20 protein-coding genes are annotated in these 18,549 nt (G+C 36.4%); 1 reads left to right on the top strand and 19 read right to left on the bottom strand.

Annotated features, from left to right (window positions below; translation table 11 throughout):
- Nucleotides 1-27 precede the first annotated feature (27 nt).
- From nuoH to BLT04_RS04365, 11 genes are all read right to left on the bottom strand, one after another.
- Nucleotides 28-1,092, bottom strand: a complete 1,065-nt coding sequence (gene nuoH, locus BLT04_RS04410; RefSeq protein WP_089754028.1) for an NADH-quinone oxidoreductase subunit NuoH — start codon at nt 1,090-1,092, stop codon at nt 28-30.
- 93 nt (nt 1,093-1,185) lie between these two features.
- Nucleotides 1,186-2,184, bottom strand: coding sequence for an NADH-quinone oxidoreductase subunit G (locus BLT04_RS04405; RefSeq protein ID WP_089754026.1), 999 nt, complete (start codon nt 2,182-2,184; stop codon nt 1,186-1,188).
- A gap of 33 nt (nt 2,185-2,217) precedes the next feature.
- Complete coding sequence (locus BLT04_RS04400; protein WP_228421902.1) at nt 2,218-3,021, bottom strand: hypothetical protein; 804 nt, start codon at nt 3,019-3,021, stop codon at nt 2,218-2,220.
- Between the two features lie 44 nt (nt 3,022-3,065).
- Nucleotides 3,066-4,418, bottom strand: a complete 1,353-nt coding sequence (nuoF, locus tag BLT04_RS04395; RefSeq protein ID WP_089754022.1) for an NADH-quinone oxidoreductase subunit NuoF — start codon at nt 4,416-4,418, stop codon at nt 3,066-3,068.
- An 89-nt stretch (nt 4,419-4,507) separates the two neighbouring features.
- On the bottom strand, nt 4,508-5,017 hold the full coding sequence (locus BLT04_RS04390) for an NADH-quinone oxidoreductase subunit NuoE family protein (protein WP_072957958.1): 510 nt from the start codon (nt 5,015-5,017) through the stop codon (nt 4,508-4,510).
- A gap of 108 nt (nt 5,018-5,125) precedes the next feature.
- Nucleotides 5,126-6,349: an NADH dehydrogenase (quinone) subunit D gene (gene nuoD / locus BLT04_RS04385; RefSeq protein WP_089754245.1), complete on the bottom strand. Its 1,224-nt coding sequence runs from the start codon at nt 6,347-6,349 to the stop codon at nt 5,126-5,128.
- 72 nt (nt 6,350-6,421) lie between these two features.
- Nucleotides 6,422-6,916: an NADH-quinone oxidoreductase subunit C gene (locus BLT04_RS04380; protein WP_089754020.1), complete on the bottom strand. Its 495-nt coding sequence runs from the start codon at nt 6,914-6,916 to the stop codon at nt 6,422-6,424.
- Between the two features lie 7 nt (nt 6,917-6,923).
- Nucleotides 6,924-7,484, bottom strand: a complete 561-nt coding sequence (locus BLT04_RS04375) for an NADH-quinone oxidoreductase subunit B (RefSeq protein WP_047397471.1) — start codon at nt 7,482-7,484, stop codon at nt 6,924-6,926.
- A gap of 77 nt (nt 7,485-7,561) precedes the next feature.
- Nucleotides 7,562-7,933, bottom strand: a complete 372-nt coding sequence (locus BLT04_RS04370) for an NADH-quinone oxidoreductase subunit A (protein ID WP_089754018.1) — start codon at nt 7,931-7,933, stop codon at nt 7,562-7,564.
- A 121-nt stretch (nt 7,934-8,054) separates the two neighbouring features.
- Nucleotides 8,055-8,231 carry a hypothetical protein gene (locus BLT04_RS18860; protein WP_170828425.1) on the bottom strand — a complete coding sequence of 59 codons (177 nt, stop codon included), beginning with the start codon at nt 8,229-8,231 and terminating at the stop codon, nt 8,055-8,057.
- A gap of 72 nt (nt 8,232-8,303) precedes the next feature.
- A complete protein-coding gene (locus BLT04_RS04365) occupies nt 8,304-9,434 on the bottom strand; it encodes a GTP cyclohydrolase (protein WP_089754016.1) in 1,131 nt (376 codons plus the stop codon).
- 104 nt (nt 9,435-9,538) lie between these two features.
- Here BLT04_RS04365 and BLT04_RS04360 point away from each other — a divergent pair, with 104 nt between their 5' ends.
- On the top strand, nt 9,539-10,249 hold the full coding sequence (locus tag BLT04_RS04360; protein ID WP_089754014.1) for a zinc metallopeptidase: 711 nt from the start codon (nt 9,539-9,541) through the stop codon (nt 10,247-10,249).
- Here BLT04_RS04360 and BLT04_RS04355 read toward each other — a convergent pair.
- From BLT04_RS04355 to rbfA, 8 genes are all read right to left on the bottom strand, one after another.
- On the bottom strand, nt 10,246-10,851 hold the full coding sequence (locus tag BLT04_RS04355) for an IMPACT family protein (protein WP_089754012.1): 606 nt from the start codon (nt 10,849-10,851) through the stop codon (nt 10,246-10,248). The genes BLT04_RS04360 and BLT04_RS04355 overlap by 4 nt on opposite strands.
- A gap of 105 nt (nt 10,852-10,956) precedes the next feature.
- A complete protein-coding gene (locus tag BLT04_RS18855) occupies nt 10,957-11,103 on the bottom strand; it encodes a hypothetical protein (protein ID WP_170828424.1) in 147 nt (48 codons plus the stop codon).
- A 128-nt stretch (nt 11,104-11,231) separates the two neighbouring features.
- Complete coding sequence (gene ribD, locus BLT04_RS04350) at nt 11,232-12,266, bottom strand: bifunctional diaminohydroxyphosphoribosylaminopyrimidine deaminase/5-amino-6-(5-phosphoribosylamino)uracil reductase RibD (protein ID WP_089754010.1); 1,035 nt, start codon at nt 12,264-12,266, stop codon at nt 11,232-11,234.
- 118 nt (nt 12,267-12,384) lie between these two features.
- Nucleotides 12,385-14,196: a DUF349 domain-containing protein gene (locus BLT04_RS04345; protein ID WP_089754008.1), complete on the bottom strand. Its 1,812-nt coding sequence runs from the start codon at nt 14,194-14,196 to the stop codon at nt 12,385-12,387.
- 75 nt (nt 14,197-14,271) lie between these two features.
- On the bottom strand, nt 14,272-15,009 hold the full coding sequence (locus BLT04_RS04340; RefSeq protein ID WP_089754006.1) for a shikimate dehydrogenase family protein: 738 nt from the start codon (nt 15,007-15,009) through the stop codon (nt 14,272-14,274).
- Nucleotides 15,010-15,069: 60 nt separating this feature from the next.
- Nucleotides 15,070-16,848, bottom strand: coding sequence for an endonuclease (locus tag BLT04_RS04335; RefSeq protein WP_089754003.1), 1,779 nt, complete (start codon nt 16,846-16,848; stop codon nt 15,070-15,072).
- Between the two features lie 48 nt (nt 16,849-16,896).
- Nucleotides 16,897-18,102 carry an ABC transporter permease gene (locus BLT04_RS04330; protein ID WP_089754001.1) on the bottom strand — a complete coding sequence of 402 codons (1,206 nt, stop codon included), beginning with the start codon at nt 18,100-18,102 and terminating at the stop codon, nt 16,897-16,899.
- 3 nt (nt 18,103-18,105) lie between these two features.
- Nucleotides 18,106-18,465 (bottom strand): 30S ribosome-binding factor RbfA, encoded by a 360-nt coding sequence (gene rbfA / locus BLT04_RS04325; protein ID WP_089754000.1) that lies wholly within the window; start codon nt 18,463-18,465, stop codon nt 18,106-18,108.
- Between the last annotated feature and the right edge of the window lie 84 nt (nt 18,466-18,549).

Raw genomic sequence — 18,549 nt, 5'->3', positions numbered from 1 at the left:
AAATCCGCTCATCTTCAAATTCAATTTTTAATTTCCAAATGCTAAAATTACAGCACCTGTAATTAATAAGTTTACCAATGCCATCGGGATCAGAGTTTTCCATCCTAGGTGCATTAACTGGTCATATCTGAATCTCGGAAGCGTCCATCTGATCCACATAAAGATCAAAATTCCGATTACTGTTTTAGATAAAAATGCTACAATACTCAAGATTCCTGCCATGTTTTCACCCCAGTGCTGAGTTACCCATTCAATTCCCGGATAGTTGTAACCACCGAAGAAAAGAACGACCATGAAAGCATTAGAGATAAACATATTCACATATTCACCAAACATATATAAACCTAATTTCATGGATGAATATTCTGTAGAATAACCTGTCACCAATTCCGATTCACATTCAGGTAAGTCGAAAGGGTGTCTGTTGGTTTCTGCTAAAGCTGCTACAAAAAATACTAAGAAAGCAATCGGCTGATAGAAAATATTCCAGTTAAGACCGGAAACCCAAGGAATAAATCCCCAAAGTTTTCCTGTTGTCTGGCTTTCCGTGATTTCTTTTAAGTCTAAACTTCCCGTCATCATAATGATAGAAAGTAAAGCCAATCCCATCGCTAATTCATAAGAAATCATCTGCGAAGAAGCACGGATTGCCCCTAATAATGAATATTTATTATTCGAAGCCCAGCCTCCGATCATGATTCCGTAAACACCGATTGAAGCCATTCCGATAATGAAAAGTACTCCAACATCAATATTTGCTACTTGTAAATCATAAGAAACTCCACCAAAATTCAATGTTTTACCCCAAGGAATAACCGCTCCCGTAATTAATGAAATAAACATGACCAATGCCGGCCCCAGTACGAAAAGGAATTTTTCTGCATTGGCAGGTGTAAAATCTTCTTTAAAGAAAAACTTTCCACCATCGGCAAGAGGCTGCAGCAATCCGAAAGGCCCGGCTCTGTTGGGTCCAATTCTATCCTGCATGATAGAAGCAACTTTTCTTTCTGCCCAGGTAGAGTAGGCTGCGATCGTCAAAGAAAGCAGGAAAAGTGCTAATACAAGTATCAATTTAAATGTAAGTAAATCCATTTTATTTTTATAGATGTTAGATATTAGAAGTTAGAAATTAGAATTACAAAAAGTCTGTTATCTAATGTCTGAAATCTGATGTCTTATTAAATATTATTTTTCGTCTTTTTCACTGATTTCCTTAGCCATGGGATTGTCTAAAACTCTTAGCTCATCTTTAGGCTTTTCATAGTGATTCAATGAAATAACTGAATGTCTGTCGATATGTCTAGGACCTTCAATGTTCCAGTCGCTCAGTTTTTTTCTTTCGAAACGGCAAGTATCGCAGATAAATTCTTCAACCTCACCCCACTGATCTTTTCTTGCAGTAACTCTTAAAACTTCATCACCTTTCAACCAGACAAGAGCTTTTCCTGAACATTTATCGCATTTACAAGAAGCGTTCATTGGTTTTGTGAACCAAACTCTGCTTGCAAAACGAGCTGTTCTGTCTGTTAATGCTCCAACCGGGCAAACGTCAATAACGTTTCCGATAAAATCATTATCTAAAGCTTTATTTAAATATGTTGAAATTTCAGCATGATCTCCTCTGAACAAAATTCCGTGCTCTCTTTCTCCAGTCAATTGATTGGCAGCGAGTACGCATCTTGCACAAAGAATACAACGGTTCATATTCAACTTGATATTCGGACCAAGATCGTCTGCTTCGTATGTATTTCTTTCAAACTCAGTTCTTGTATTCTCAACACCGTGCTCATACCCAAGATCCTGAAGGTGACATTCACCGGCCTGATCGCAAATAGGGCAGTCCAGCGGGTGGTTGACCAATAGAAACTCAGTGACAGCTTTTCTACCTTCCTGAGCCTTATCAGAAGTAAGATTTTTTACTTCCATGCCATCCATCACATTCGTTCTGCAGCTTGCAACCAGTTTCGGCATAGGACGAGGATCTGCTTCCGATCCTTTAGAAACTTCCACCAGGCAAGTTCTACATCTTCCTCCACTTGTTTCTAATTTGCTGTAGTAGCACATTGCTGGAGGAACAGATTTTCCACCGATCTGTCTGGCAGCTTCCAAAATAGAAGTTCCAGGCATAACCTCGGTCGTTTGTCCGTCTATAGTTATTTTGAATTTTTTAACCTCTTCGCTCATATTCTATGCTTTTAAAGCAGTTAAGCTATATTTTTATTTTTGCTTTTTTGTATTAAATGTGTATCCGATTCCGAATACCAGTTCGCAGAATGTAAAATCCTGAGTCGCTTTGTCAATTTTTACATTTTCCTCTGTTGTTCTTACGCTTGGTAAATTGATGTAACCGTATTTTACTTCAGCTTTTGCCACAAGATGATTCCAGAATACCACGTTTACTCCTGTTCTTGCATCCAGACCAAATCCAGCTAAATGAAAGTGGTCGCTTTCTCCTTTCCCCATTAATGTAGCATCCGTTTTAGGAACTAAAACACCTGCTCCCAAACCATAATTCCAGAATATATCAAATTTATTCTTATTAAGGATTTGCTTGTATTTCTGAAGCCCAAGGTTTAAATAATTTAAACCATTTGTATGCTCATATTTCAAGAACTCACCATTAGAAAGATCAATTTTACCGTTATTTACCATTCCTGCATATGCCGGATCGTTGATATAGCCGTTGAAATCAACAGTCTGATTCTGATCCATCACATATTTCATATGATCTATTCCAAATGTAATTCCTACATTATCTTTAATAAAATAAGTAATATTATAATTAACCTGTGGAATCGAAATTTTTGTAGGATTGATATAATGGTCAAACTCACTGATTGGCGTAGGCCTGTCGTGTGCGGAGACATTGTTTAATGTAAAGTTGTAGTTCTGACCATAAAAATGAATATCAGAATTTCCAAACCAACCTCTGTTCCAGCCCCAAAATACCATTACTGATCCTTTTTTGAACGCTTCTCTCTGAGCATTAACACTCATTGTTACTGTTAATAAAAACAGCAATAAAAATTTATTTTTCAACTTAAATTCTTCTTATTAATTAGGAATTAAACTGTAGGCGCCGGAATAGGATCTGCATAGTTTGCCAAACCATAGTTTTGTGTTAAGCACAATTCCGGATTTTTTATATGCCATTCAAATTCATCCCTAAAATGACGAATTGCCGCTGCAACGGGCCAAGCTGCCGCATCACCTAACGGACAAATCGTGTTTCCTTCGATCTTTCTCTGGATATCCCAAAGCAGATCGATATCTTCCATTTTTCCTTCTCCTTTCTCAATTTTCTTTAAAATCTTGTACATCCAGCCCGTTCCTTCACGGCAAGGAGTACATTGTCCGCAACTTTCGTGATTGTAAAATCTCGCTAAAGTCATGGTATGTTCTACGACGCACTGGTCTTCATCCAAAACGATAAAACCTCCTGAACCCATCATTGTTCCGGTAGCAAAACCACCGTCAGCTAATGATTCGTAATTCATATATCTTGGTTCTCCGTTTACGGTTTTCAATAATAAATTTGCCGGAACGATCGGAACAGAGCTTCCTCCGGGGATACAAGCTTTTAATCTTTTTCCGTCTTTAATTCCCCCACAATATTCATCAGAGTAAATGAATTCTTCAACCGTAATGGTCATATCGATCTCATAAACCCCCGGTTTGTTGATGTTTCCACAAGCAGAAATTAATTTTGTACCTGTAGATCTTCCAACTCCGATTTTAGCGTATTCGGCTCCTGTAATATCAATGATCGGAACAATTGCTGCGATAGATTCAACGTTATTTACAACCGTTGGTCTTTCCCAAAGTCCTTTTACAGCCGGGAATGGCGGTTTCAATCTTGGGTTTCCTCTTTTACCTTCAAGAGATTCAAGCAATGCAGTTTCTTCACCGCAAATATAAGCTCCACCACCTCTTTGAACGTAAATTTCGCAATCGAAACCGGTTCCCATGATATTTTTACCTAAAAATCCAGCCGCTTTTGCTTCTTCAATAGCCTCTTCCAAAATATCAGGAATCCAAGAATATTCTCCACGAATGTAGATATATGAAACATTTGAACCTAAACAATAAGACGAAATCAACATTCCTTCGATCAGTAAATGAGGAAGAAATTCCATTAAATATCTGTCTTTGAACGTTCCCGGTTCAGATTCGTCGGCATTTACGACCAAGTGTCTTGGAACGCCTTCCGGTTTTGCCAGAAAGCTCCATTTCATTCCGGTTGGGAATCCGGCACCACCACGTCCGCGAAGACCTGAAGTTTTTACTTCTTCAAGAATTTCATCGGGTGTCATTTTCAAGGCTTTTTCAGCTGCTGTGTAACCACCTTGTTTACGGTAGGTTTCAAAATAGCGGATACCTTCTATATGTGCGTCTTTAAGTAAAAGTTTTTTACTCATTGTTATATGCTTTTAGCGAATGGCTATTACACTTCGACAAGCTCAGTGTGACAGCTGTGCGCCTTTTTTTAATTAATTTAAAATCTATTTTAGTCTAAAGCGATTTGTCCTTCTCTGCAAAGATCAAGGATTTCATCTACTTTTTCTATCGTTAAATTTTCATGAAAAAATTTCCCTAGCTGCATCATTGGGGCATATCCACAAGCACCAAGACATTCAGCAGGCTTTAATGTGAACATTCCGTCTTCCGTTGTCTGTCCATCCTTAATGTTCAGTTTCGTTCTGATATGGTCAAGGATTTTTTCGCTTCCGCAAACCATACAAGGTCCGGTTCTGCAAACTTCCAACACATATTTACCAACCGGCTTCATATTGAACATGGTATAAAAAGTAGCCACTTCATACACTTCAATTGGCTTAATGCTCAATAATTCCGCAACATAATCCATCACAGGAACGTCTAACCATCCTCCGAATTCTTTCTGTGCCAAATGCAGGACAGGAAGAAGAGCTGATTTTTGTCTTCCTTCAGGATATCTTGCGATAATTTTATGTACCTGTGCTAAACTTTCCGGTTTAAAAGCTATTGTTTCGCTCACTTTTTTAAATTTTAAATTTTGAATTTTAGATTTTAAATTCTAAAAAATTTCAATTTTTATATTTAGTTTGGATTAATCTAAAATTCATAATCCAACATCTATAATTTCTTATGCGTCTAATTCTCCCGCAATAATATTCATACTACACATCGTCACGATCGCATCAGAAATTACAGAACCTGTAATCATCTCAGGATAAGCCTGGTAATAGATAAAACATGGTCTTCTGAAGTGCAGCCTGTAAGGGCTTCTTCCGCCGTCGCTCACTAAATAGAAGCCTAATTCTCCGTTTCCGCCTTCTACAGCGTGGTAAACTTCGCCTTTAGGCACATCCGTTTCTCCCATTACAATTTTGAAATGGTAAATTAATGCTTCCATTTTCTGATAAACATCAGCTTTTTCAGGAAGATAAAAATCAGGAACATCCGCGTGGAATGGACCTTCCGGAAGATTTTCGTATGCTTGTTTGATGATTTTAATTGATTCCCAGATTTCCTGCTGACGAACCATGAAACGGTCGTACGTATCTCCTGCAGTTCCTACAGGAATGATAAAATCGAAATCTTCGTAAGAAGAATAAGGCTGTGCAACTCTCACGTCATAATCTACTCCTGCTGCACGTAAATTCGGACCTGTGAAACCGTAGCTTAATGCTCTTTCTGCAGAAATTGCTCCTGCTCCGATGGTTCTGTCCATGAAAATTCTGTTTCTTTCTAATAAAGTACAGAATTCTTTAAATCTTGGTGGGAAAGTCTTAAGGAAATCCTTTAATAAATCATGGAATTTTGGAGTGAAATCTCTTTCAAAACCTCCGATTCTTCCCATATTGGTAGTCATTCTGGCTCCGCAGATCTGCTCGTACATATCATAAATACGTTCTCTTTCGATGAACATATAGGTAAGACCGGTAATCGCTCCTGAGTCCATTCCGGTTACCCCATTACAGATAAGGTGGTCACCGATTCTTGCTAATTCCATTAAAATTACACGCATATAATCTACACGCTTAGGAACTTCAACTCCAATCAGCTTCTCAACTGTCATGTGCCAACCTAAATTGTTGATCGGTGCAGAACAGTAATTCATACGGTCGGTAAGGGTAGTGATCTGAGAATAGTTTCTTCTTTCAGAAATCTTTTCAAATGCTCTGTGGATGTATCCAACCGTTTGCTCGGCGTGAAGGATTCTTTCTCCGTCCATCGTTAGGATATTCTGGAAAATCCCGTGCGTTGCAGGATGGGTGGGTCCTAAATTGAGGGTATATAGCTGACCGTCAATTTGCTCCTTACTTTCGTATTGGTTAAGTATATTAGATAATGAGTTATCTTTCATAATATATAATTGATAATTGATAGGCGATAATTGATCATTCATCAATCATCATTAATCATTTATATTTTAATTTTATCTTCCGAACATTGCATCGTCTTTGTCTGTTCTTGTGCCATCTTCAAGACGATATTCCTTCAACATTGGATGGTACCCAAGATCTTCCATATTTAAAATAGGTCTAAGATCCGGATGTCCCTTAAATTTAATTCCGTAGAAATCAAAAGTTTCTCTTTCCATCCAGTTGGCTCCTGCATATAAATCCACAAGTGAATCAACTTCGATATTTTCTCTGGACATAAAGATTTTCAGACGCAATCTGAAATTAGCCATCATATTATGCAAATGATACACAACGCCAATTTCTTTGTCTGGAAATTCCGGGTAATGGATTCCACAAATGTCTGTAAGGAAGTTAAATTCCAACGATGAATCTTTCAAATAATGAATGATCTTTTTGATATCATCTTTCTTCACTTCGATCGTCAACATTCCATAAGGCTCTGAACTGGAAATTACAGACTCCGGAAATTCTCTGGTGATTGCTTCTAATACAAATTCGTTTGTCATTTCCGTCTTAGTTGCTTATGTTGTAAGAATCTAACAATTTTTGGTATTCAGGCATATCTCTTCTTCTGATGCTTTCACTTTCTGCCAAAGCCTGAACCTGCATTACACCTTCAATAATCTGCTCCGGTCTTGGCGGGCATCCCGGAACGTAAACGTCAACCGGAATAATTTTATCGATTCCCTGTAAAACAGAGTATGTATCAAAAATACCACCGCTGGAAGCGCAAGCTCCCACTGCTACCACCCATTTCGGCTCAGCCATCTGAGTGTAAACTTCTTTTAGGACAGGTCCTAATTTCTTAGATATAGTTCCGCAAACCATCAACATATCCGCTTGTCTTGGAGAGAAAGAGTTTCTTTCCATACCAAATCTCGAAGCGTCATAAGTCGGGTTCAGGGTAGCCATAAACTCGATACCACAACAAGAGGTTGCAAAAGGTAACGGCCAAAGTGAAAACTTTCTTGCCATCCCGATTACGCTGCTCAGTTTCGTTGCGAAAAACCCTTCTCCTTCAAATCCTTCCGGAGCAGGTGCATCTGTTCTTATTACTGGTTTGTTATCTGACATTTCTTTTAATTTTAGATTTTGAATTATAAATTTCAGATATTAATCCAAAATTCAAGAATTATAATTCATAATTTGTTTTATTTATCCCAATCCAGTGCGCCGCGCTTCCAGACATAGAAAAATGCCATGAAGAAAATCGCCACGAATGTAAGCACTGCCAGGAACCCTTCCATTCCGAATTCTCTGAAGTTGACAGCATATGGATAAAAAAATACGATTTCAATATCGAATAATACGAATAATACCGCCGTCAAAAAGTATTTAATTGAAAACGGTGTTCTTGCATTTCCTTCTACCGGGACTCCACATTCCCAGCTTTGGTTTTTCACAGAATTTCCTTTTTTCTGTTTCGGACCTAAAAAATGCGCTCCAAGCAAAGAAACCGCTACAAATGCGATTGCAACACCTGCCTGTAATAGGATTGGAATATAACTTTCAGGTAAATTCATTTTTGCATTATTATCTCAATTTGCAAATTTACAGAATAAACAAGAAAGCATGAAATTAATAAGCTTAAAAGTAGGATTAAAATTAGGAAAACCGATAATTTAGAATCAATAAAAATAACGATTATTTCTTCATTTTTTTAAGGAGAGCAAATGCCATAAATGAAATATAACCGAAAAGGATACTTGCATAGATTATGTTAACTGCCGTATTGGTTCTGTCATCTTCAACCCTGAAAAATAAGTTGTAGGCGATAAATCCAGCAATTAAAATGGCAAAAATAATAAGGTGCGGCTTCATGAGTTTGGGAGTTGGAGCGTTTTAGCGTTATTAAATGTATGTAATTAGTTTCATAAGATTACTCATTATCAATTACTTATTTATATCTAAAGAGTACGTTCTTCTACGTTTGTGATTTACAGGGTTATAATCTTGCCAAAGAACCTGTACGCTCTTATTTTCCTCTAATTCAGGGTTGGTTTCTGCGAAATCGATTCCCATGCTTGTAAAACGGACAAAAATTTCTTTAAAAATAATAGCCGTTACGCCGCGTCTCTGATATTCCGGGTGAATTCCGATCAGGTAAAAATTAGCACGGTCGTTTTTCTTGCTCGCCTGTAAAAAATGCCACCATCCGAAAGGGAATAATTTTCCTTTTGATTTTTGTAAAGCCTTTGAATATGAAGGCATTGTAATGGCAAAAGATACGAGCTCATTATTTTCATCAACGACGCAAATTACGTAGTTTTTGTCAATAAATGGGAAGTATTTTTCTTTGTATGTTTTGATCTGCTCGTCTGAAATCGGAGTGTAAGTTGAAAGATGTTTGTAAGTTTCATCCAAAAGCTTAAACATAGGTTCTACAAAAGGTAAAATCTCTTCTTTTGATTTGAAAGGCAGGACTTTAAGCTTGTATTTCTGGGCAATCAATCCGCTGAATTTTTCTACTTTTTCAGGTAAAACTTTAGGGAAATTCATTTCAAATTCCACCCATTCTTTTTCTTTGGCTAAGCCAAGCTCTTCAAGGTGTTTAGGATAATATTCGTGATTATAAATCCCGATCATTGTTGCCAGTTTGTCGAAGCCCATTGTGAGCATTCCGGCTTTATCGAGATTGGTAAAGCCCATTGGCCCCTCGATTTTGTCTATGTTGTTTTCTTTAGCGTAATCAATTGCTTTCTGAATTAAAGCTGCTGAAACTTCTTTGTCATCAATAAAATCAATCCAGCCAAAGCGTACTTTTTTTATGCCTAATTCTTTTTCCTCTTTATGATTGATGATTACGGCAATTCTTCCGACTACTTTATTATCCTTAAAAGCAAGGTACTGTTTTGATTTTGAATAGCTTAATGCCGGATTTTCTTTTGCATCCCAGATTTTAAATTCATCTTTAATAAAAGACGGAACATAATAAGGATTGTTTTTATACAGATCCATCGGAAACCGTACAAATTGTTTTAGCTGGCTTTGGTTTTTTACTTCAATAACAGAAACGTTAGACATAGTTTAAGTGGGTATTAAAGGGCAAATATAAATAATAATATGTAATACTTTGGCACAGTTTTTACATCAATTAGATCAAAAATACACAATAAAATCTTGTAAAAATGTCCGGTTACTATATAATCATTATAATTTCAATGCTGGTGAGCTGGTATGTCTCCTGGAAATTGAAATCAAAATTCGAATATTATTCTAATGTTCATCTTAAAAATGGACTTTCAGGAAAAGAAGTTGCAGAAAAAATGCTGAAGGATAACGGGATCAATGACGTGCAGGTAATTTCGGTTCCCGGGCAGTTGACGGATCACTATAATCCTCAGGAAAAAACGGTTAATTTATCCGAAGGCGTTTATATGCAGAGAAATGCGGCTGCAGCGGCTGTTGCTGCCCACGAATGCGGTCATGCCGTACAGCATGCGGTGGGATATTCTATGTTGGAGTTGCGCTCAAAAATGGTTCCTGTTGTAAGTATCAGTTCAAATTTAATGCAATTTGTGCTTATTGCCGGTATCGTTATTATGGCAGCAACGCAGTCGATGGAAAATCCTAACGGAAATACATTGATTTTAACAATTGGAGTTATTATGTTCGCTTTTACAACGCTTTTTGCTTTTATAACTCTCCCTGTAGAATATGACGCGAGCAACAGAGCAATGAAATGGCTAAAAGATACAGGAACAGTGACTTCCGAAGAATTTACAGGAGTTCAGGATAGTTTAAAATGGGCAGCGCGAACGTATGTTGTGGCGGCTATAGGCTCACTGGCACAGCTTCTTTACTGGGTTTCTTTATTAATGGGCGGAAGAAGAGGCTAATCTTTAAATTCAAAAGAAATATATTGCATCTCGGAAAGTTTTTCTGAGATGCTTTCTTTTTGGGCCAGCTTTAAAGAAGCTGTCAAAATACAGTTTTCATTGGCATCAAAATCCAAAACTTTAGCATCATATTTAGAAAGTAAGGTAAAAATGGTGTTTTGCTGGTTAAAATTAAACTGAATTTCAATCTGTGTTTCTAATTCTCTGGTGATAATGTTGGCTTCATCCAACGTAATCTTTGCACATTCTTTGTAAGCTTTTACTAATCCTGAAACACCCAGTTTCGTTCCGCCATAATAACGAACAGAAATTACCAGAACATTTGTAATTTCATGAGCTAATAATTGATTGTAGATCGGTAAACCGGCACTTCCGGAAGGTTCGCCATCGTCATTGGCGCGATAATTTTCACCATTTAAACCCATTCTGAAGGCATAGCAATGATGTGTTGCTTTCGGATGCTCATTTCTTACTTTTTCTAAAGCGTTTTTGAGTTCTTCTTCATTATTAACAGGATAAGCAAATCCGATAAACTTGCTTCCTTTTTCTTTTAATAAAGTGTTTTCTATGGGTTTTTCTATGGTTTTGTACTCGAACTGCATTCAATATTCAGGTTATACTGCAAAAATACACTTTACAATTATATTGAAAATAAAGGAAAAAGAAAAAGAGCCCTAAAGCTCTTTTATAATTTTAAATGTTTTTATTTAAATCTGTTCTACACCATCGCAAGCGAAAGCTGAACATCTTCCAAACTGGTTCATACATAATGGCCAACCGCAGCCATCATCAACCCATGGAGCCTTAACAGCACCGGAAATTTTTTTTAAATCTTCTCTCGTCAGAGTTTTCATTTTCTTTAAATTTTTCATGATTATTTGGTATTTGGTTTTTCCTACTCTAAAACTTTTCGGATTCCGTTTTAATTTTTAACCAAATTAATAATTTTATATGAATAATTTAAATAAAATAACAATAAATATTAATTTTTATTAAAGTTATAGTAATAAGTCGATATTGTGTTGTCCCTAAATTCTGAAATTTTTCCAGCTTTAAATTGAAAATCAGGAGCTTTTGTTCCGTTTTCAAGCTTCAAATTTTCATTTTTAATAACAATTGCTTCGTCCCAAAGATTGGCACTGATGAATTGCTGCAAAGTAAAACTTCCGCCTTCAATTATAACGGACTGAATTTGTTCTTTATATAAAGCATTCATCAAATTCTGTAAAAAATTTTCCTTTTCAATTTTTATAAAACGGATATTATTTTCGTCTGATTCTTTTTTAGAATTAAAAATTAAAGTTTTTGCTTCATTGTTATAAATCCTGAAATCTTGCGGAACTTTCAAATCAAAATCGATTAAAATTCTCACAGGATTTGTGCCTTCGACATTTCTTACGGTTAAGCCTGGATTGTCATTTAAAGCAGTTTGAGTTCCAACCAGAATAGCATGCTCATCGGCTCTCAATTGATGTACAAACTGATTAACCAAAGAATTTGAAATAGAGTAGGGTTTGAAATCTTTATCCAAAAATCCGTCACCGGATTCAGCCCATTTTAAGATAATGTAAGGTCTCTTTTTTTCGTGATAGGTGAAAAATCTTTTGTTTAATTCAATACATTCCTTTTCCAAAACTCCTGAAACAGCTTCAATTCCGGCATCCTGAATAATTTTTTTGCCTTTTCCATTGACTTTATCGTGAGAATCCATAGCGCCGATCACTACTTTTTTAAACCCAAGCTCTTTGATTTTTAAAGCGCAAGGCGGTGTTTTTCCGTAATGCGCACACGGTTCCAGAGAAACGTAAATGGTAGATTCGGGAATAAGACTTTTGTCTTGAACAGAATTAATGGCATTGATTTCCGCGTGATTTTCTCCGGCTTTATGATGATAGCCTTCGCCGATAATTTCTCCGTTATGAACGATCACGCTTCCCACCAAAGGATTCGGATAGGTTTTTCCTAAAGCTTTCTGAGCCAGCTCAATACATCTTTTTATGTAAAATTCGTCCTGCATAGTATGAAAGTAAAAGGCGAAGACAAATTTCTTTGTATCGCCTTTATTTTTTATTTAAATCGGATTTTATCCAATTTTTTGTTAAATCGTCCCTTCGGGACTCTTCAATTTTATTATTTTACTGTTCACCCCCCGCGATAATGCTGTGAAGATTTTGTTTTAAAGTTTCCAGATGCGCTTTCTTCTCATCGATTGAATCGAAAGTATCTTTTAACATAAGATTTTCTCTTGACGGATTTTTAAAGAACGCCAGGTTGTTTTCCAATTTTACGATTTCAGATTCAAGATCAGAGATCTGGCTCTTGATTTTTCTTGCTTTATCGGTTAATTGGTTTTCAGATAAACCTTCTTCTTTCAGCTCAAGCTCGTTGATTTTGTTAAGCTTTAATTTTTCTCTCAATGCTTTGTTGAACTCAGTATTGATTGAAATTTTATCTCTCGGAACTTTTCCAATATTGTTCCAGGCGGTTTTTATCGCTTCAATTTTCTCGATGCTTCCCTCGTCGTTTGAAACGGTTTTTAATTCCTCGAGAATCTCTTTTTTATGCTTGTAATTTTCTTTCCAGTTATCGGTCGAAGCATTGCTTTTTTCCCTGTAATTGTTAAAGAAAGTATTGCAGGCATCACGGAACTCGTCCCAGATTTTGTTTGTCATGCTCTTTGGAACGTGGCCAACCTTTTTCCAGTCTTCCTGAAGCTTTTTGAATAGAGGAACGGCGATATCCCATTCTTCACTATTCATATTGTCTTTTGCAGTTTGGATTAATTTTAATTTTTCCTCCAAATTAGCCTGTTGAGAACCTTTTAATGATTTATAGTAAGTATTCTTTGTCGTATTAAAGCTTCTCAATGTCGTTTTAAACTCGTTCCAGTTCTGATTAGACAATTTTCTTGGGACACTTCCTGTTTTTAAGAATTCAGAACGAAGATCTTCCACTCTTCTGATCGCATTTTGCCAGTAGGTATGGTTTGGATTTTCATCCGGCTCAGAAAGCTTTTTGATTTCAGCAATAATCTGATTTTTCTTTTCAAGATTAGTGGCCTGTTCGGCTTCAATGGCTGCGGAAAGCTCAGATTTTCTTTCGTGGATTTTATTGGAAATTTCTTTAAATTCTTCCCATGTTTTCTCACGGAATTCTTCTGCAACAGGTTCTGCTTCTTCCTTCCAGAGCTTATGAAGATATTGTAGCTCGTTTAAAGCTTTTTGAATAACAGGCTCATTTTCCAGCTCTTTGGCGCGGGCAATGATGTGTTGTCTTTTTTCAAGATTGTGGCTGTATTCCTGCTCCAGAAATTCTTTGTTAAGATCCAGCATCTGATAAAATTGATTCAAATGGTGGAAATAATTGTTATTAAGAATTCTGAATTCAGATTTTGCGACCTGTCCGGCTTTTGACCATTCTTCTTTTATTTCACGAATAGATTTGAAAAGATTGGTTCCCGGTTCTGAGTTGGTATAAAGATTTTTGAGCCTTTCGATAATATTTTGACGGTGATCGAGATTTTTCTTTTGCTCTTCTTCCTGGCCTTTTTGATAATTATCATGCTTTTCTCTGAAAATATTCACCAAAGCAGAAAATTTTGCCTGCGAAGGATGTTCATAGCTGAAATTTTCAGGTGCATTTCCCGCATCTACGTATTCATGCTTTTTATCTTCCACTTCATCGTGGATCAAATGACTTGCTTTGTCTTTTAATACATTAAATTTTCTAAAATCTTCTCCAGCATTGGGTGTGTTGATGATTTTTTCCATTTCTTTCAAAGCGTCAGACAAATTAATGTCTGCGTCCAGATGTTCTTCTGTATGCTCTGTGTCGTCTTCAGGAGCAATTTCTTCCTGCGGCACGGCATTTTCTGATGTTTCTTCCAGAGATACTTCATTAGAAATTTTATTTTCTTCGTTTTCAGAAAGGTTGTTTTCTGTAATCATAGCAAATCTTATTATGTGAGTGGCGTTTATATCTTTTAAAAATAGCAAAAAAGCCAATTATTGCACTAATTTATGTTATTTTTTTTGAAAATTCCAAATTTCCCAAGCTTTTTCTGCTTGCTGTTCAAGCATATAATAACCGTTGACTGTTTTTGCTCCTTTTTCGGATGCTTTGATGATAAATTGAGTGTAATTCGGGTTGTAAATTAAATCAATAATTAAATGGTCTTTTGTAATTCCGTTGAAGGGAAAATCCAGACAATCATCCACATTCGGAAAGGTTCCGACAGGCGTACACTGAACGATAATTTTATGATTTTCAACGGTTTCTTTATCTAAATTTTTAAAATTAATTTCTGAATTCCTGGAAATGGTTTTTGACGGAATCCCATTTTTATCCAAAGCATATTTTACCGCTTTTGCAGCACCGCCATTTCCTAAAATTAAGGCTGAATTCTGGTGGGGTTTTCTGTGTAGAAGCAATGTTTTTTCAAATCCTACAGCATCGGTATTATAGCCTGTTTTTTTGCCGTTTTGGATTAAAACACAATTTACAGCGCCAATTTTTTGGGCTTCTTCGCTTAATTCATCCAGATAATCAATGATTTTTTCTTTATAAGGAATGGTAACATTAAAACCCAATAGTCCGGGTTTTGAGAATAAATCTTCAACTTCATTGATTTCTTTAAGATCAAAAATATCGTACGAAAAATCTTTCAGCATAAGTTTCTGAAATTTGTTTTCAAAGAATTTTTTTGAAAAAGAATACGAGATATTTCTCCCTATTAAACCTAATTTTTTATGAGAATCCATGAATCAAAAATAAAAAAAAGACCGAATAAACCGGTCTTTAAGTTAAAATATTTTTTAAGTTTATTCTACAATGAATTTTGCGGAATTATTGTCTGTTTTAAGGATATAATTTCCTTTTGTAAGACCTTTTAAGTTAATTTTATTTGAATTTTTGAAAGGGTTTGCAATCGTTTCGATCAATTTTCCTGAAAGATCATAGATTGTTGCTTTTGAAACTTTGTTTAAGTTTTCACCTTTTACAAAAAGCTCGTTGTTTTTTACAGGATTTGGATAAACAGTGAAAGATGTTTTGTCTTTTGTTGTTTCCGCAGTTCCTAAAGTACTGAAGCAAGTCCAGCTAAGATCATCGATGGCAACTCTGTTTGAGGTAGAATTGTTGGTAAGTGTAATGACCACATTTCCGCTTACATTGATATTGTTGATTGTGGTTGTTGCGACGGTTGCGCTGTAAGGAATAGTTCCAACGACAACTCCGTTTACTTCTAAATTGAAGGTATCGTCAGTACCTGTAAATTTCAATTGTGTTTTTACCGTTAAGCTTTGAATTCCCCCGGAAATTGTGGAACTTGTAAGGCTTCCATGTCTGATGGCAATTGCTTTGTTGGTAATGGTTTGGTCAGTTCTTGCGTCGGTTGCGATCCAGGTGATGGAATTATTTGTCCATGTCTGAGTCGCGTAGCCAGATGCGCTTGGCGGAATGTTTTCAAAATTTTCTGTTCCACAGCTTCCTCCGCCGGCTTGCCCTGCAAGAGTAGTTCCTGTTGTGGTATTACTTTGTGGCGCAGAATTTCCTGCTGCATCTTTAGTAATAATATAAAAGCTATAAGTCGAAGATGGATTCAATCCTGAAACCACCGTTGTAGTTCCTGAAACCGTGGCATAAAAAACTCCGTTTACATAGATGTCATAACCGGTTACGGCAACATTATCTGTTCCTGCCGTCCAGCTTAAAGAAATTGAATTAGAAGTAGGGTTGCTTGCCGCTAAGTTTGTCGCAGCTGTAGGAGCCTGCGTGTCCACAGTGGGCGTTCCCCAGATTTGATCGACAAATGCAGGATTATCGATAAATGGGTTTCTGTTTCCCTGATAATTGTATGATGCATTATTTCTTGTAATTTCAACGGGAGAAACAGGATCGGCAGTGTTCCATGCTAAAAGCTGATTAAGCTCCCAGGTTTGTAAACCGGGGAAAGCAGAACCTCCAAGCATATCACCTGAACTGAAACCTGAAAGTTGAGTTTCATATCTTGTTACAAAATAAAGAATCATTCTTGCAACATCACCTTTGAATGCATCGATTGGCTCAAAAACGATCCCAGAATATCCAGGAGATACAGAATTTCCTAATTTTGAACCGTTTAAAGAGGTATATGAAGCAGATCCTACTTTTCCGAAAGGATAATTTGATCTCATTCCGTTTACTTTTCCGTCTGTAGGACGAATAAAATTAATATCGGATTTCATTGGGAATCCTTCATTAAATAAACTCTGAGGAACAATATGCTCTCTGTTATAGCAATCGCCTTCGCTGTTGTAAGACCCGCACTGGTTGGTTCCATAAGTGAAATTATAGGGATCAGTACCGGTTGGGTTTTCAGAGTAAATATCTAAAATAGTGTTGTCGTTTTCGTAAAAAGTGTCTCGGTCGGTGGTTTGATAGCCTGTCCATAACCCGTTATAACCGTGGTCCTGGTGACCGTTGGTGATAATCTGTTTCAGTTTAGATTTAAGGGCAGCGCCAGTTAAACCTGTTGTTCCGTCGTAATATCCGACCGGAATTTGAGCAAATGCACTGATAAATGCAAAGCTTAATAAAAAAGAAAATAAGATTCGTTTCATTTCTAAAAATTGGGCCGTAAAGGTACAAAAAATTGAAAGTAAAGTCTGTTAACTTTTAGTAATATGTTCTTTACTGATCTTTGAAAATACCCAGGAAATGCCGAACCCAAAGAGTGAAGCGGTGATTGCGACAATGAAATAATTTTTACCAACAATTTTTACAGGGAAGGGTAAGGTTTCATTAGCTTTAAAGAATCCGGTGAATAGCTGGAAGTAGCAAAGTGCCGTTCCGAGTATTAATCCGGAGATAATTCCCAGCACTACGATGAGAATTCCGGTATAAAAATAGATCTGTCGCAAATGACTTAGTGGCAATCCCAGAGAAATCAGGGATTTGGCCTGCTCTTTTTTGTCAAGCTGTAAAATAATGATTGCGCCCGCCAGATTGAAGGTTGTAATGAAAATGACTAACGCAAAAATCAGATAAATGAAAAGTTTTTCGGTGTTGATCATTTTCCAGAAGGCTGCATTTTCTTCTTCTTTGGTTTTAATTTCGATATTTTTACCTAAAGCTGAATGCAGCTTTTCTTTTACAGAATCTGTATTTTCAGGATTTTTTAACTTAATAACAATCTGATACGCAGAGTGTTTTGGCAAGTTTAATAATTCTTCCGTAAGCTCAATCGGCGCAATAATATAATTGTCTAATTGATCATTCCCCGGAAAAACTCCTGTTACGAGAATATCTTTTTTATTGTAAATATCCTCTTCTTTATTGATAATTCCCGTGCCTGGTTTTGGCATAAACAGCGTTGCATAATCGCGGGTTGAAGAAACGGGAATTGAAAGCCTGTTGTCCAGAGAATTTTCCATTAATACTTCATTCGAATATTGAAAACTCGGATAAGCACCATAAAAAACACTTTTATCAATGGGATTTACTTTTGTATAAGCAGAATCTACGCCTCTTAAATAAGCAATATCGCCTTTTCCGTTGTAATTGACGTATACTTTTTCTTCAATAACTTTTGAAAAGCTGCTGATTTCTTTATTATTTTTTAAAACAGAACTTATTTTATCTAAATCTTTTATCGTTTTTCCTGAAGAGCTTTTAAGCGTTAAATCGGCATGAAGATTAGAAATTAAATCTTTATTAAGATCTTCCAGCCCCGAAAAAACAGAAATAATGACGAACATTGCAACGACGGCTACGGTCATGGCTCCAACCGCCAGCCACGTAATAAACGTAACGGCAGTACTTCCTTTTTTTGACAAAAGGTAACGGGAAGCTATATAAAATGCAATGTTTTTCAAAATTTATAACACAGGATTATCGCCTTCGCCTCTTAATTCTTTTTCAAGTTTTTCCACATCATCAAGGGCAGTATCCAAGTAAAAATTAAGCTGCGGAATGATACGTACCTGCTTGCCCATTTTCTGGCCGATAAAGTTTCTGTACTGAGTTTTATTTTCCTCGATTTCTTTCATAATAGAAGAACGAAATTCCTGAGGAAATATGCTTAAATAAATTTTAGCAATACTTAAATCTGCAGTTACCTTTACATCCGAAACTGAAACCAAGAAGCTCTGTTTGCTGTCTGCAGCCTGCTTTCGGAAAAGCTCTGCGAAATCTTCCTGTATAATTTGTGCTACTTTTCTTTGTCTGTTACTTTCCATAATTTATGCAAATTTACTACTTTTGTTTGAATTGCTCATTGAAATTTGGTCACTGTATCAAATTTACGATGTTAAACCTATTTA

The sequence above is a fragment of the Chryseobacterium soldanellicola genome (assembly GCF_900100115.1).
Taxonomy (GTDB): Bacteria; Bacteroidota; Bacteroidia; order Flavobacteriales; family Weeksellaceae; genus Chryseobacterium; species Chryseobacterium soldanellicola.
This window is presented reverse-complemented; position numbering and strand designations above follow the sequence as displayed.